Raw genomic sequence first — 13,498 nt, forward strand, 5'->3', positions numbered from 1 at the left:
TATTTTATCTAGAGACCCCAGGATTAATAATTGGTTAAGTTCTTTGTTTATAAACAGCGAGTCGTTGAGCAGTGACTGTCGCCCGATCGAAAACTCGAATCAGCGGTGCAACCAGCACGGGTCTGAGTTAAATGCTCTGGTTCATCAGCGGGAAAAGGGTGATTTGGCCGATCGAATTGAGCGGCTCACCCATCGGCAGAATCGCTCCGTCACAGACCAAATTAATCAAGCGGTTAAAACCGCTGTCCATCACTGGGAAGTTCACCCGATTAATAACATCGTGTTTGGTTGTTACCGAGAACAGCAAAAATTTGCGCCTGCGCCAAAAGCTAACCCTCAAAAGTTTGTTCAAATTCCTCAAGCAGCCAAAAGTTCGACTTTTAGGGCAGATAGAGGGAATAGTGGCGCACTGACGACGCCTTTAAAAATCAAAGTTTTTGCAGTTTTCTCCCAAAAAATCTCTCTAGAAGTATCCCCGTTTCTGTCTGGCGGTGGAGTGTCAAAACATCCGTGATTACCTTAACTCTGTTACATCCTATCCAATCTGTCCCAGTTCAAAGTTGGTGTTTTGAATCCGAACCGGTGGTTCGGATCGGTCGATCGAACGACAATGATGTAATTATTTACAGCGCTGTAGTTTCCCGCCACCACGTAGAGCTCTGGAATCACGCCCATGGCTGGGAAATTATTAATTTTGGTGCTAACGGCACTTATGTAGATGATAGACCGATCGCTCAGGTGTCAGTCGCAGACGGGATGACCATTCGCTTGGGCAATTCCGGGCCAAAAATCCGGATTAGGGTGGGCGCCACGAATCAACCGGGCAAAATAATCAAGCCACCGCAGCGAGAACTCCGCCAAAAGGACGAAGTTTCAAAAGACAGGTCAACAGCTTGGCCTGGGGGCGTGGGAATAATCGAAGACGATGAACTTGGAGGGCTGACTCAAATCGATCTTGACTGACCGACAGCTATCTATCTATCCCTGCTTGCTAGTTCCAAAAAAGCGACCGATGCCCAATTCGAGCGTCTAACTAATATTGTGGTAAGTAGCCTGATTTGTGCCTACATATCCCTATACACTAATTAACAGGTTCTCTAATAGGATTTCACCCTTCTAAAGATAAGATTGGGGGGAGATCGATCGATGTTAGCTCACTTTCGCTGTTTGCCCAGCGGCGGTAATCTAAGAGCAACTGGTGCATCAACCGCTGTTTCACGCTCAGCAGTACGCTCTTAAGCAAAGCATTCCCCGTTGCTTCTAAAATGGGTTTGGGCGTCAGCCAAAACGGCGGCGGTAATTCTACTTGCACTTCCAAATCCGCTTTTCCCTTTAAGTATGCTACCCCGCTGCTTTGGTGTACACAAAGCTTTCCTTTGAGATTGAGAGCAAAGCGATCATTGATATAACCCACGCCACGAATTTCGCAGGCGACGGACTCCAAATTGATTGTGCCATCCGACTGGGCCCACACCCTCATGTCTACTGTGGGTTGAATGCTCAGCATCATAAATTGTAACGGTCGCATTTTTAGGCGGAAACAGTCATCGTTTAGCTGTTCTGTGCGACTTTGATCGACAAGGGCATTCACCAGTCGCCTCGGTTGGCGCAGATAATGTTGAATGGGAACCCGTTCCTCTGGTACGGCGAGCTCAACTGATTGGGAAGAATTAAAGCGGGTATACATGAGAAAATATCAAAATATAGGATTCCTAAGTATATCTTAATAAAGTATCACCTTTTTTAAGGTGACATACGTCGCGAACCCAGCCATGTCATCCGAGAAATCACTGATAAAAGCTTTCGGGACATCGCTAATTTTTCATCATACTTCGTAGCTGATGAGAGTAAAGCAAACATTTGTAACCTAAAATTGCCTCTAAATGAAAATTTCTATCGCACATCTCGGCCCTCTTGGTACAAATGCAGAAACAGCGGCTCTAGCTTATGTCAATTGGTTGAGCCTGGAAACTAACTTGGAATGCACCCTGTGTCCTTATTCCACCATTTCCCAAGCGCTAGAGGCATCTGCCGTAGGGCAGGTTGACTATTCAGTTGTGCCCGTCGAAAATTCGATCGAAGGCAGCGTGACTGTCACCTTAGATACACTGTGGCGACTCGATCAACTCCGCATTCAACACGCCTTAGTTTTGCCAATTTCCCACGCGCTAGTGTCTAATGCTAAAAATTTTAACGAGATTCACAAAGTTTACTCTCACCCGCAAGCGCTAGCTCAGTGTCAGGTATGGTTGGGGCAGTTTATTCCCTCAGCTCAATTAATTCCGGCAAATTCAACCACGGAAGCATTGCAATATCTGGAAGATACAAATGTAGCAGCGATATCTTCGCCAAGAGCTGCTGAACTTTACCATTTGCCAGTGTTAGCTCAACCCATTAATGATTATCCCGATAATTACACTCGATTTTGGGTACTCAGCAGGAGTTTTGGAGAAATCGCCAACGTAGAACAAGGGGAGGGATCATCCCTTAAATCCATTACACAATCTGCTTCTAAGTTGATCCTCGATGCTTCATCGTCTAATTGCACCCATACCTCACTAGCTTTCAGCGTACCTGCCAATATGCCGGGAGCACTGGTAAAACCTTTGCAAGTATTTGCCAGTCGCGGTATTAATTTAAGTCGGATTGAATCTAGACCGACTAAACGATCGCTCGGAGAATATATTTTCTTTATGGACGTTGAAGCTAACGCCTGTCAAGCATTTGTTCGCTCGGCACTCGAAGAATTAAAAAATCACACAGAAACTTTAAAAATATTTGGTTGCTACAATGTACTGTCAGTAGTATAATTTATTTTTAAGTAAAACTTAGGAGGCTGGTGAGATGAATGCGGATGAACTTCTCAAGCGATACGCAGCCGGAGAAAGAAATTTTCATGAAACCAACTTGAAAGAGGCTTCTTTGCGAGAAGCTTTCCTAATTCATATTAATCTAGCCTGTGCGAATCTCAAGGAAATAAATTTTGCCCTGGCCAACTTAAGGGGGGCAAACTTAATAGGTGCCAAGCTCAAGAATGCCTGTCTGGTGATGACCAACCTAAATGGAGCTAACCTGAGCGGAGCCGATCTAACTTTCGCAAGATTAACAGGAGCTGATTTGATTGAAGCAAACTTAGAAAACGCAAACTTGAGCGACACCAAAATGATTGGTGTTAATTTGAGTGGAGCAAACTTGGAAAAAGCGAACTTGATGGAAGCAAACCTCCTAGATGCTTGCTTGGACAATACAAACCTCGAAGAAGCAAATTTAAGTGAGGCTAAACTGCGGGGTTCGAGTCTGAAGAAAGCCAACTTAAGAAACGCTTTTTTGTGTGAAAGTAACCTTGAGGGCGCTGATTTGAGCGGTGCTGATTTGAGCGGTGCTAATTTGAGCGGGGCATTTTTATGCGGTGCTAATCTGGACGGAGCTAAGTTAGATAAGGCAATTTTAAGTGGAGCAATACATTTTTGCGTCAGACAAGTTTGAGATTACGGAATATATAACCGCAGAATCCGACAACTAAGGACTAAAAAATATACTATTGACTTGGCTGAAAGTGAAGTCTATTTGCTGCTGTACCTTAGCAAAATGAAGCTGCATCTTGAGGATCTCTTTCTTGGAATTAGCTTGAGCAATCTTACTTTCCAAAGCCAGCAAATTGCGGTTAAGATTTTCTACTCGCACAGTTTGGTAGTCTAAGTCAATTTTTAGTTCTGCAGCCTGATCGACTTGCACCTGCTGGCGAACCACGGCGAGGCGGATTGAATTCTTATCCTGTGTCTGAAGAGCTAGCAAAGCTCGCTGCTGCCACTGGTTGGCTTGAGATTCAGCTTGATTGTACAGCCACTGAATCCGCAGTTGGGCGGAAATCGCACTGCCAACAGCCTGACGCAGTTCTTTGAGAGGTTCCTGAATTTCTAAGATTAATAGTTCCCAAAGATTCATCAGTTCGCTGGTAAATTCTTCCCGTTCTACAGAGGCTACCAGTGCTTCTAATAGCAACAAATTTGGTTCCATCTGCTGCGTAATTGTCTCAAATATTAACTGTGCTTCGGACATTTGCCGATCGTAATTTTTTTCTGAGACTGCACCGGAGGAGTGCTTTAATATTTTTTCCGTGCTGTCTACCTCAGCTTCTGAATCTGAACTTGAAGCTACAAAGGCCTGTAATTTTTCGCGGGCGATCGAATTCAGCCTTTGTCGAAGCAAATCGCAGGCCGCCCGCTGCACTGGCCCTGTTTCGCTTTGACAAATCTTGATGACTATTTTTAAGCCAGTATCGCCGTAATTAAATGTCTCTCTCAGGGCGGCGATTCGATGTTCGTTGACAGAACTAGACAGCCGATGTTTAACTCCTGCTAGTCCGCCGAGCACTACACCGCCCACAGGAGGTGGCAGTTGACCGCCTCTAACTGCATCGTATGGTTTCGGTTGGTCGTGATTGTCTAACACAAGCATTTACTGCTATAAGGAACCTATCCCAACCTGTTTGAAGTTAAGAATTAAACAGATACCAGTTCCCAACAAGAATGGAACTTTAGGCGCGCGATCCAAACCCTTAGTTCATCAGTCAATCGAAAATCAAAAATCGAAAATCGAATGATTTGTGTGTAATTCTTTCTTCAATGCAGGTCAAACCGATCGTGCTTTTTCCTAGGCCAATTGGCTACTTGAGGGTATCTTTAAGTACAGTCCTGGCTGCCAAGTGATTGCGAGTAGAAGTCAAAATTTCGGTTTCGCGTTCCAATCTCGCAGCAGTATCTTGCAATTCTAAAAGAGTTTGCTGTTCTGTCGCTGCGCCGTAAAGGTAGCTGGCTACCCAGTAGGACAATTCTGTAGGCAAACTGGGAATGTCTTCGGGCAGGTCGATGGGCTGATCCATCAATTTGCTGGAGAGGCGAACTACATCTCTCAGCAGTTGTTCGACATCTTTTCCCAAAGGTCTGAGGTCTTGTTGCGGCGGTTCGTCTTCGATCCATTCTACTAGACCGACTAAATACGGTTTTTCCCGAACGGCGTCGAGCACTCGGAACCGCTGCTGCCCGATAGTCATAATTTTCATGCGGTCGTCGGGCAGGCGTTGGCAGTGAATCACTTCGGCGCAACAGCCAACGGCAGAGACTTTGTTTTGGTTGGGGTCCCACATGAGTACACCGAAACGCCGATCGCCTTCCAGAATCGTATTCATCATGATTCGATAGCGAAACTCGAAGATTTGCAGCGGCAGCGGTCTACCTGGAAATAGAACCACTTCCGGCAACGGAAATAAGGGGAGTTCGCGAACTGCTACAGAGGAAGAGGATGCCATTGTCGCTCAAAAGTGACGGTACTTGCGCTTATTTTTCTTACTTTAACTGATTAAAGGCAATTCCGGGGCAGGAGCGATCGGGCTTTTTTGCTCGCAACGGGAGCGACGACTCGCTATATCCGGTGCTGGCAGCTTGACAAAGGCGTTATTTCGTCAAAATGTTAAATATACCTTTTTGCTAAACTAAGTGATGCTGAAGGCGATGATAGCGACTGCTAAAGGAGCGTTTTTGTAGTGAGCGCGCCTTAATTAAGAATAATTATTTAATATCGTGTCGAAGCAGAAATTATTGCTGATTATTAACTAATAACTAACACCTAATAATTAATTACTAGGGAAATTTATACAAAAAGAAGGAACAATTTATTTAATCTTTGTTCCTTCTTTCCGAGTTTTCGATAAGTCAATCTACAGCTTGACTTCGATATCTACGCCGGCTGGCAAATCCAGTTTCATCAAAGCGTCAATTGTTTTGGCCGATGGCTGGTGAATGTCGATGATGCGTCGGTGCGTGCGGGTTTCAAAGTGTTCGCGAGAATCTTTGTCTACGTGGGGCGATCGCAGCAAGCAATAAATCCGCCGTTTTGTCGGTAGGGGAATCGGGCCGATCGCTGTGGCTGCTGTCCGATTTGCTGTATCTACAATCTTTTCGCAGGATGCGTCTAGAATCCGGCGATCGAAAGCTTTGAGGCGAATGCGAATTTTTTGCTGTTGAATTGTTGCCATTTTTGTTTCTTGAATTTTCTAGGTTCAGTTTATTTTTAGTCATTAGTCATTAGTCATTAGTCAGCAGTCATTTGTTATTTGTTATTGAACATTTAATTCATAACTACTAACAACTGGCCACTAACCTATAACTACTCACTACTCACTAAATAGCAGAAAAGCCTATTGACATTTGGTGGCTTTTCTGCTATTTAGGCTGTTATGCGAGTCCTACTTGAGGATTTTGGAAACAACGCCGGCGCCGACGGTGCGGCCGCCTTCGCGGATAGCGAAACGCATTCCTTGTTCGATCGCGATCGGGTGAATCAACTCCACAGTCATTTTGATCCGGTCACCGGGCATCACCATTTCTGCTTCAGTACCGTCATCAGCGGTGAACTGTGCGATCGTGCCGGTCACGTCAGTAGTACGGACGTAGAATTGAGGGCGATAGCCAGAGAAAAAGGGCGTGTGCCGGCCGCCTTCTTCCTTCTTGAGGATGTACACTTCAGATTCAAACTGAGTGTGAGGCATGATGCTTTTCGGCTTGGCAATCACCATTCCGCGTTCAATATCCGCCTTTAAAATCCCCCGCAGCAGTAGACCAACGTTGTCGCCAGCCAAACCTTCTTCCAGAGACTTGGTGAACATTTCCACACCAGTCACCGTAGTGCTGCGAGTGTCCTTAAGACCTACCAATTCGACTGTTTCGCCGACTTTGATAGTTCCACGTTCGATCCGGCCTGTGGCGACAGTACCCCGACCCGTAATCGAGAATACGTCTTCAACTGCCATCAAGAAAGGCTTGTCAACTTCGCGTTCTGGGGTGGGGATGTAAGCATCTACTTCTTCCATCAACTTGTAAATTTTGTCAACCCACTCATTTTCGCCCTTGACAGTCTTAGGATTAGCAAGCATCGCTTCGAGAGCTTTCAATCCCGAACCTGTGACGATGGGGATGTCATCGCCAGGAAAATCGTAAGAGCTCAAAAGTTCGCGAACTTCCAGTTCTACCAATTCCAACAGTTCAGCATCATCCACCATGTCTTCTTTGTTCAAGAAGACAACCAAGCTGGGAACGCCAACTTGCTTAGCTAGCAGGATGTGTTCGCGAGTTTGAGGCATGGGGCCGTCTGCCGCTGACACGACTAGGATGCCGCCGTCCATTTGAGCTGCACCGGTGATCATGTTTTTCACATAGTCAGCGTGTCCGGGACAATCTACGTGGGCATAGTGCCGACCTGTTGTTTCGTACTCAACGTGAGCAGTATTAATCGTAATACCCCGTGCTTTTTCTTCTGGCGCAGCGTCGATGTCGGCGTAGTTCTTAGCCTTTGCTTGACCTAGTGCAGAGAGAGTCATCGTAATCGCGGCGGTCAAAGTTGTTTTGCCGTGGTCAACGTGACCGATCGTGCCGATGTTTACGTGGGGTTTATTCCGTTCAAATTTTGCGCGTGCCATTCTTGATCTGTTCCTTGTTTCTTTTAGCGATTTTAGACTTGAGATTTTAGATTCTAGACTTTGGATTCAATCCAAAATCCAAAATCTAAAATCTAAAATCATTAGTTCCCTTTGTTCTTAGCGATAATGGCTTCAGCCACGTTTCGCGGCACTTCTTCATAATGGCTGAATTCCATTGTGAAGATGCCTCGACCTTGGGTTTTCGAGCGGATGTCGGTGGCGTAACCAAACATTTCTGCTAGTGGAACTTTTACAGAAACTTTGGCTATACCCTGATCCGTCTCTTGACCTTCGATCTGACCCCGACGCGAGTTGAGGTCTCCGATGACGTTCCCGATGTAATCTTCGGGAACTTCAACCTCTACTTTCATCATAGGCTCTAGCAGCACTGGCGACGCCTTCATCACGGCTTCTTTGATCGCCATTGAACCGGCGATCTTAAATGCCATTTCTGAGGAGTCTACGTCGTGGAAAGACCCGTCTACCATAGTAGCTTTGAGGTCAATCACGGGATATCCTGCTACAATACCTGATTCGCACGCTTCTTTCATCCCTTGTTCTGCTGGGCCGATGTACTCTTTGGGTACAGTGCCACCAACAATTTTGGAGACAAATTCAAAGCCGCTTCCGACTTCGGTGGGTTCTAGTTCGATCACGACGTGACCATACTGACCTTTACCGCCGCTTTGGCGGATAAATTTACCTTCGGCGCGGACGGCTTTGCGAATGGTTTCGCGGTAGGCTACTTGTGGCTGACCCACGTTCGCTTCTACTTTGAATTCCCGCAGCATCCTGTCTACCAGGATTTCCAGGTGCAGTTCGCCCATACCGGCGATGACTGTCTGGTTTGTCTCTGGGTCAACGTTGACTCGGAAGGTGGGGTCTTCTTCCGAGAGCGACTGGAGGGCTTTGGAGAGCTTCTCCATGTCTTGTTTGGTTTTGGGTTCGACAGCCACGGAGATGACTGGCTCTGGAATAAACAGAGATTCCAGAATCACTGGCGCTCCTTCTTCGCAGAGGGTGTCCCCGGTGAAGGTGTCTTTCAAACCCAAGGCTGCTCCCAAGTCTCCTGCGCGCAGTTCCTCCACTTCTATCCGATCGTCCGCTTTGAGGACAATTAAGCGAGAAACCCGCTCTTTTTTGTCTTTGGTGGAGTTCAGGACGTAGGTACCTTTTTTGAGGATACCGGAGTAGACGCGAACAAAGGTCAGGCGGCCGTAGGGGTCAGCCATGATTTTGAATGCCAGGGCTGACAGCGGCGCGCTGTCGTCTGCAAACCGCTCTGCTGTGTCGCCGTTGGGCAGGAGTCCTTGAATTGGAGGAACTTCCAAGGGCGAGGGCAGATAGTCGATGACTGCATCCAACAACAACTGAACGCCTTTGTTTTTGAATGCCGAACCGCACAACATGGGGACGATCGTACCTTCGACAGTGCCGTGACGCAGGGCCAAGCGGATTTCGTCTTCCGTTAACTCTTCGCCTTCGAGGTATTTCTCCGTGAGGGCGTCGCTGGTTTCTGCTACGGACTCGATCAGCTTGGTGCGGTATTCTACAGCGAGATCTTTTACTTCATCGGGGATTTCTACTTCCTCGATGTCGGTTCCCGTGTCGTTGTTGTAGATATAGGCTTTCATTTGCACTAAGTCTACAATTCCCCGGAAGTTTTCTTCACTGCCGATCGGGATTTGGATGGGTACGGCGTTCGCTCTCATTCGATCGCGAATTTGGCCGTAGACTTTGTAGAAGTTTGCGCCCATCCGATCCATTTTATTGACGAACACGATCCTCGGTACTTTGTACCGATCGGCCTGTCGCCAAACTGTTTCGGATTGTGGCTGTACTCCCCCTACCGAGCAGAACACTGCGATCACTCCGTCGAGCACTCGCATCGAGCGTTCGACTTCGATCGTGAAGTCTACGTGTCCGGGAGTGTCGATGATGTTGATTTTGTAATCTTTCCAACTGGTGGTGATAGCAGCGGCAGTAATCGTAATTCCCCGCTCCCGCTCTTGCTCCATCCAGTCAGTGACTGCTGTTCCCTCGTGCACTTCACCCATTTTGTGAACCATGCCTGAATAGAACAGAATTCTTTCAGTTGTTGTTGTTTTGCCCGCATCTATGTGGGCTGCGATGCCGATGTTGCGAGTTTTTTCTAGCGGGACGGTACGTGCCACAGCTACCTCCTTAATCTTGTGTTGCTGTTATAATACTATAATACTACACAGTAACCCTATTTTGCACTCCCCAGCGACTTACAAAAGTCTCTGGAGCTTATTGTTACATTTTAATATTTTTTGCAAGATTTGTTTACAAAAATATTAAGGATGCGACATGGAGGATTCAGAGAGTGCGTGAATTTTGAGTGCGTGAATTTTGATTTTGAGAGTTTTGAGTTTGCTTCACGAATCGCAACTGCGCCAAGAGAAGCAATCTCAACACTCAAAACTTACACTTTCCAATTTCTCACCCGATGCTTTTATACCGCACGATCGCGCTCTTCTCCATGCCCTATGTTGGAGTTAGTAGCGGTAGTGAGCAAAAGCCTTGTTAGCTTCAGCCATGCGGTGAGTTTCTTCGCGCTTGCGAATAGCACTCCCTGTTTCATTAGCTGCATCCATCAGTTCGTTGGCTAGCTTGGCTGCCATCGAGCGGCCGGTGCGGGCGCGGGCAAATCTGATCAGCCAGCGGAGGGCGAGGGTGGTACCGCGATCGGAACGTACTTCCATCGGCACTTGGTAGGTGGCGCCACCTACCCGGCGGGCTTTGACTTCGACCAGGGGTGTCGCGTTTTTGACTGCTTTTTCAAACAAGTCTAACGGTTCAGCCCCTGTGCGTTCTTGGATGGTTTTGAGGGCGTCGTAGACGATGCTGGAGGCAACGGATTTTTTGCCGTGCTGCATGATCCGTCTCACCATCATGCTTACCAACCGGCTGTTGTAGGTTGGATCTGGTGGAACTGGACGTTTTTGAATAACTGTGCGGCGAGACATAGTTCTATTTGGGATTTTTGATTTTGAATGATTGAGTTTGGGGTTTTGGGATCACATTTGGATATATGACGATCGAGCGTGCAATTAATTGATCGGCGCGATCGAATTTATTTTTGCTTCCCAACCCCGACGATCGGGCGAGTTCCGTGTTATTTTTTCTCTTTAGGACGCTTGGCCCCGTATTTGGAACGACCCTGCTTGCGGTCTTTCACCCCAGCGGTGTCTAATGTACCCCGAATGATGTGGTATCTAACTCCGGGCAAATCTTTTACCCGACCGCCCCGGATCATTACTACCGAGTGTTCTTGCAAGTTGTGACCGATCCCTGGGATGTAGGCGGTGACTTCAAAACCAGAGGTCAGCCGTACCCGAGCCACCTTCCGCAGCGCCGAGTTAGGTTTTTTCGGGGTGGTCGTGTACACTCTGGTGCAAACTCCCCGGCGCTGGGGGCAACTCTTGAGAGCTGGCGATTTGGTTTTTTTCTGCGTTTGTTCCCGTGCTGAACGGATGAGTTGCTGAATAGTGGGCATGAGTTACGGCATTTCTAGCTTTTTGCTGAATATAGTGATTTGGCTGTATCCGCACTGAAAGTCCCTTCCCCTCTCGGGGGACGGGATGAATGAAAATAATTATGGGTAAGTGAGGATACCAGACTCTGTATTATACACGACGCGTGTTTCTTTGGCAAGAAATTTGCGTGATCCGCGCTCAAACTTCCTTTCTTCCTTGCTGCAAGTTAGGAGGGGGCGAGCGCAACGGGAGAATGGTATGTGACATCCTATAATTTGAGGCGCAACTATGATGAATTTCACAGCCGTCAGCAAAATTTATGACGATCGCAATATCGAGCTTTTTCGCTCAAATTACCATTGTGAGGAGAAGTGCATTAACTCCAGCCTGCGATCGCATCACAGTCTATAGCCGATCTACATCACATAAAGTTGTCTAAAATTGCCGGATAATAAGAAATATACATTGAGTTGACTGCAGATGACAACCAAAGCTTATATTCCTGAATATAAAATTTCCGAACTTTACTTGAACATTTGGAAATCCAGTAAGATCGATCGGACTGTGTTCCAGCAAATTAAATACGAAATTAATTCTCACAGTTTAAAAAGTTCAGAGGAGCGAAAAATTGTCAGCAGGCTGCTGTATGCAGTACGGCGGGGATGGGTGTCAGTGATGGACTGAGTTACTTGGGAGTTTTGAGTCAGGGCGCGAGATGGCTTCGTGACACCGCGGGCGTAGCTGCGTCAATGAGTTTTGAGATTGCCACCCACGGAGCACAGTACACACGGGGTGCATGAGTTGTGAACTAAAATCTCATCCATAAAATTAGAGGACTCCCCAATAGATGCACCGCTCTTAAAAGGAAATATTAAGGTAAAAAGACAGGGTATGTTTAATTCTACAGAACTGCTGATCGAGGCTTTCATCGAACAACTTCAGAACGGGTACAGCCGCACTTACGGAGGCTACAAATCAGACTATGCTGACATTATTGCCTGGGTAGGGGCAATGGCCTTAGAAAACATCGCCAACAGCGACGCTCTTTATCACAATGTAGAACACGCCATTTGCATTAGCTTAGTCGGTCAAGAAATCTTGCGGGGAAAACACATTCGCAAGGGCGGAGTTTCCTGCGAAGATTGGCTGCACTTCATCATTTCTTTGCTGTGCCAAGACATCGGATATGTCAAAGGAGTTTGCCGGCAAGACCAAGAATCAGAAGGATTGTATGCTACGGGAAAAGATGGCATGAGAATTGCACTTGCTCCCGGTGCAACAGCGGCCAGCCTAGCTCCTTACCGAGTTGACAGAGCTAAATTGTTCATTGACGAGCGCTTCGGCAACCACAAGCTAATTAATGCTGAGATAATTAAGCAGAACATAGAACAGACTCGTTTCTCGGTGCTTGACGGCAACACTGACGAGGATGCAGTTAATTACTCTAGTTTAGTTCGCGGTGCTGACTTGATAGGTCAGCTCAGCAACCCGCAATATTTGCAGAAAATTGGCGCGCTGTTTTACGAGTTGGAAGAAAGCGGTGCAACTAAACTTTTGGGCTATCGACATCCGGGCGACTTGCTGCAAAGCTACTCTAAGTTTTACTGGAGCGGCATTTATCCTCACATCAGTGAATCTCTCGGTTACTTGCAGTTGACGCAGGAAGGTAAACAGATCGTTGCTAGTTTGTACGCTAACATATTTCGGATGGAACACCAACGTTGCGATTCTGAGGTTGCTTAATTGCAAAAGTGAATTCAGCAGTCAGCAGTCAGTTGTCAGTTGTCATTGGTTATTTGTAGGTGCTAATAACTAACAGCTCATAACGAATAAAAAAGCACAAATCACCTATTACGATTAATTACCAATTACCGAATTGTATTCCATCCAAATCAACTAATTTTCTCATCAATTTCAGAATGATATCTGGGACACAACCAATTGCTGGGTACCAAAGAAGGCCATCCCTCCCGTAGCGCTTCCAAACAAACAGCTCGCACAGTTAATTGACAGTCAAGCAGTTCTACCCCAGCTTTTTCAACTTGCTTTTTGCCAATTTTAAAAATCGATTCATCGCTAAATTCAAAGGTTTTGTGACACTGAATGCAAACCAGATGGTGGTGGTAGTGCAATTCGGGAAAATTCAGTTCGTAATGTTTGTGTCCTTCTGCTAATTCTAGTTCACGCAAAATTCCTATCCTTGCTAATAAATGCAGCGTTCGGTAGACAGTAGACAAGCCAATTCGTTCTCCTTTATTCTGCAAAGTCTTGTATAATTCTTCCGCACTTAAATGATTACCCTGCGGTAAATTTTGAAAGACACTCAAAATAGTTTCCCGCTGGGGAGTCAGGCGGCAGCCTCTTTGGTTGAGTTCGACTTTGAGTGAGTTAGCACTGTATAAATTCATGTCGGAAAAAATAAAAAAGTTGAACGAGGATTGTCATGGATTATCTATTATTTATTCGTGCTATTTTTTAGATGCTCCTAAAGTATATTTTCCGTGATAATCCATATAAATCTAGA

General features: G+C 46.4%; 16 protein-coding genes. 7 read left to right on the forward strand and 9 right to left on the reverse strand.

The annotated features are described in order from the left end of the window. Positions 1–43: 43 nt before the first annotated feature. Together QUB37_RS00160 and QUB37_RS00165 are read left to right on the forward strand one after the other, a co-directional pair. Positions 44–514: a hypothetical protein gene (locus tag QUB37_RS00160; RefSeq protein ID WP_333157991.1), complete on the forward strand. Its 471-nt coding sequence runs from the start codon at positions 44–46 to the stop codon at positions 512–514. Further along, positions 511–963 (forward strand): FHA domain-containing protein, encoded by a 453-nt coding sequence (locus QUB37_RS00165; protein WP_333157992.1) that lies wholly within the window; start codon positions 511–513, stop codon positions 961–963. Before QUB37_RS00160 ends, QUB37_RS00165 begins: the two co-directional genes overlap by 4 nt. Before the next feature lie 145 nt (positions 964–1,108). Here QUB37_RS00165 and QUB37_RS00170 read toward each other — a convergent pair whose 3' ends face one another. Beyond that, positions 1,109–1,687, reverse strand: coding sequence for a DUF1997 domain-containing protein (locus tag QUB37_RS00170; RefSeq protein WP_333157994.1), 579 nt, complete (start codon positions 1,685–1,687; stop codon positions 1,109–1,111). A gap of 196 nt (positions 1,688–1,883) precedes the next feature. On the opposite strand from QUB37_RS00170, the gene pheA reads away from it, so the two are divergent. Together pheA and QUB37_RS00180 are read left to right on the forward strand one after the other, a co-directional pair. Beyond that, positions 1,884–2,810: a prephenate dehydratase gene (pheA, locus tag QUB37_RS00175; protein ID WP_333157995.1), complete on the forward strand. Its 927-nt coding sequence runs from the start codon at positions 1,884–1,886 to the stop codon at positions 2,808–2,810. 34 nt (positions 2,811–2,844) lie between these two features. Continuing rightward, on the forward strand, positions 2,845–3,486 hold the full coding sequence (locus tag QUB37_RS00180) for a pentapeptide repeat-containing protein (RefSeq protein ID WP_333157996.1): 642 nt from the start codon (positions 2,845–2,847) through the stop codon (positions 3,484–3,486). Positions 3,487–3,519: 33 nt separating this feature from the next. Here the strand turns inward: QUB37_RS00180 and QUB37_RS00185 are convergent, their stop codons facing one another. The 7 genes from QUB37_RS00185 to rpsL all read right to left on the reverse strand — a co-directional run bounded on the left by QUB37_RS00185 (position 3,520) and on the right by rpsL (position 10,994). Continuing rightward, positions 3,520–4,458, reverse strand: coding sequence for a PspA/IM30 family protein (locus tag QUB37_RS00185; protein ID WP_333157997.1), 939 nt, complete (start codon positions 4,456–4,458; stop codon positions 3,520–3,522). 208 nt (positions 4,459–4,666) lie between these two features. Then, positions 4,667–5,308: an LON peptidase substrate-binding domain-containing protein gene (locus QUB37_RS00190; protein WP_333157998.1), complete on the reverse strand. Its 642-nt coding sequence runs from the start codon at positions 5,306–5,308 to the stop codon at positions 4,667–4,669. A 408-nt stretch (positions 5,309–5,716) separates the two neighbouring features. Continuing rightward, complete coding sequence (gene rpsJ / locus QUB37_RS00195) at positions 5,717–6,034, reverse strand: 30S ribosomal protein S10 (RefSeq protein WP_006632193.1); 318 nt, start codon at positions 6,032–6,034, stop codon at positions 5,717–5,719. A 210-nt stretch (positions 6,035–6,244) separates the two neighbouring features. Beyond that, positions 6,245–7,474 (reverse strand): elongation factor Tu, encoded by a 1,230-nt coding sequence (gene tuf / locus QUB37_RS00200; protein ID WP_333044561.1) that lies wholly within the window; start codon positions 7,472–7,474, stop codon positions 6,245–6,247. A 101-nt stretch (positions 7,475–7,575) separates the two neighbouring features. After that, complete coding sequence (gene fusA, locus QUB37_RS00205) at positions 7,576–9,648, reverse strand: elongation factor G (RefSeq protein ID WP_333157999.1); 2,073 nt, start codon at positions 9,646–9,648, stop codon at positions 7,576–7,578. Positions 9,649–9,993: 345 nt separating this feature from the next. Further along, positions 9,994–10,464, reverse strand: coding sequence for a 30S ribosomal protein S7 (rpsG, locus tag QUB37_RS00210; RefSeq protein WP_006632196.1), 471 nt, complete (start codon positions 10,462–10,464; stop codon positions 9,994–9,996). A gap of 149 nt (positions 10,465–10,613) precedes the next feature. Next, a complete protein-coding gene (gene rpsL / locus QUB37_RS00215) occupies positions 10,614–10,994 on the reverse strand; it encodes a 30S ribosomal protein S12 (RefSeq protein ID WP_006632197.1) in 381 nt (126 codons plus the stop codon). 268 nt (positions 10,995–11,262) lie between these two features. Here rpsL and QUB37_RS00220 point away from each other — a divergent pair, with 268 nt between their 5' ends. The 3 genes from QUB37_RS00220 to QUB37_RS00230 all read left to right on the forward strand — a co-directional run bounded on the left by QUB37_RS00220 (position 11,263) and on the right by QUB37_RS00230 (position 12,717). After that, entirely contained in the window at positions 11,263–11,385 is a 123-nt protein-coding gene (locus tag QUB37_RS00220; RefSeq protein WP_333158000.1) for a hypothetical protein, read from the forward strand. 69 nt (positions 11,386–11,454) lie between these two features. After that, positions 11,455–11,658, forward strand: coding sequence for a hypothetical protein (locus tag QUB37_RS00225; RefSeq protein ID WP_333158001.1), 204 nt, complete (start codon positions 11,455–11,457; stop codon positions 11,656–11,658). Between the two features lie 207 nt (positions 11,659–11,865). Next, a complete protein-coding gene (locus QUB37_RS00230; protein WP_333044556.1) occupies positions 11,866–12,717 on the forward strand; it encodes an Npun_R2479 family HD domain-containing metalloprotein in 852 nt (283 codons plus the stop codon). A gap of 149 nt (positions 12,718–12,866) precedes the next feature. On the opposite strand, the gene QUB37_RS00235 is transcribed toward QUB37_RS00230, so the two are convergent. Beyond that, positions 12,867–13,382 (reverse strand): transcriptional repressor, encoded by a 516-nt coding sequence (locus tag QUB37_RS00235; RefSeq protein ID WP_333158002.1) that lies wholly within the window; start codon positions 13,380–13,382, stop codon positions 12,867–12,869. Positions 13,383–13,498: the final 116 nt, after the last annotated feature.

The organism is Microcoleus sp. AT3-A2, assembly GCF_036705685.1.
In the GTDB taxonomy this organism is placed as follows: domain Bacteria; phylum Cyanobacteriota; class Cyanobacteriia; order Cyanobacteriales; family Microcoleaceae; genus Microcoleus.

Excerpts from the sequence above, each read along its gene's own strand:
- QUB37_RS00170 (WP_333157994.1), bottom strand. The coding sequence starts at position 1,687 with ATGTATACCCGCTTTAATTCTTCCCAATCAGTTGAGCTCGCCGTACCA.
- pheA (WP_333157995.1), top strand. The coding sequence starts at position 1,884 with ATGAAAATTTCTATCGCACATCTCGGCCCTCTTGGTACAAATGCAGAA.
- QUB37_RS00180 (WP_333157996.1), top strand. The coding sequence starts at position 2,845 with ATGAATGCGGATGAACTTCTCAAGCGATACGCAGCCGGAGAAAGAAAT.
- QUB37_RS00185 (WP_333157997.1), bottom strand. The coding sequence starts at position 4,458 with ATGCTTGTGTTAGACAATCACGACCAACCGAAACCATACGATGCAGTT.
- QUB37_RS00190 (WP_333157998.1), bottom strand. The coding sequence starts at position 5,308 with ATGGCATCCTCTTCCTCTGTAGCAGTTCGCGAACTCCCCTTATTTCCG.
- rpsJ (WP_006632193.1), bottom strand. The coding sequence starts at position 6,034 with ATGGCAACAATTCAACAGCAAAAAATTCGCATTCGCCTCAAAGCTTTC.
- tuf (WP_333044561.1), bottom strand. The coding sequence starts at position 7,474 with ATGGCACGCGCAAAATTTGAACGGAATAAACCCCACGTAAACATCGGC.
- rpsG (WP_006632196.1), bottom strand. The coding sequence starts at position 10,464 with ATGTCTCGCCGCACAGTTATTCAAAAACGTCCAGTTCCACCAGATCCA.
- rpsL (WP_006632197.1), bottom strand. The coding sequence starts at position 10,994 with ATGCCCACTATTCAGCAACTCATCCGTTCAGCACGGGAACAAACGCAG.
- QUB37_RS00220 (WP_333158000.1), top strand. The coding sequence starts at position 11,263 with ATGATGAATTTCACAGCCGTCAGCAAAATTTATGACGATCGCAATATC.
- QUB37_RS00225 (WP_333158001.1), top strand. The coding sequence starts at position 11,455 with ATGACAACCAAAGCTTATATTCCTGAATATAAAATTTCCGAACTTTAC.
- QUB37_RS00230 (WP_333044556.1), top strand. The coding sequence starts at position 11,866 with ATGTTTAATTCTACAGAACTGCTGATCGAGGCTTTCATCGAACAACTT.
- QUB37_RS00235 (WP_333158002.1), bottom strand. The coding sequence starts at position 13,382 with ATGAATTTATACAGTGCTAACTCACTCAAAGTCGAACTCAACCAAAGA.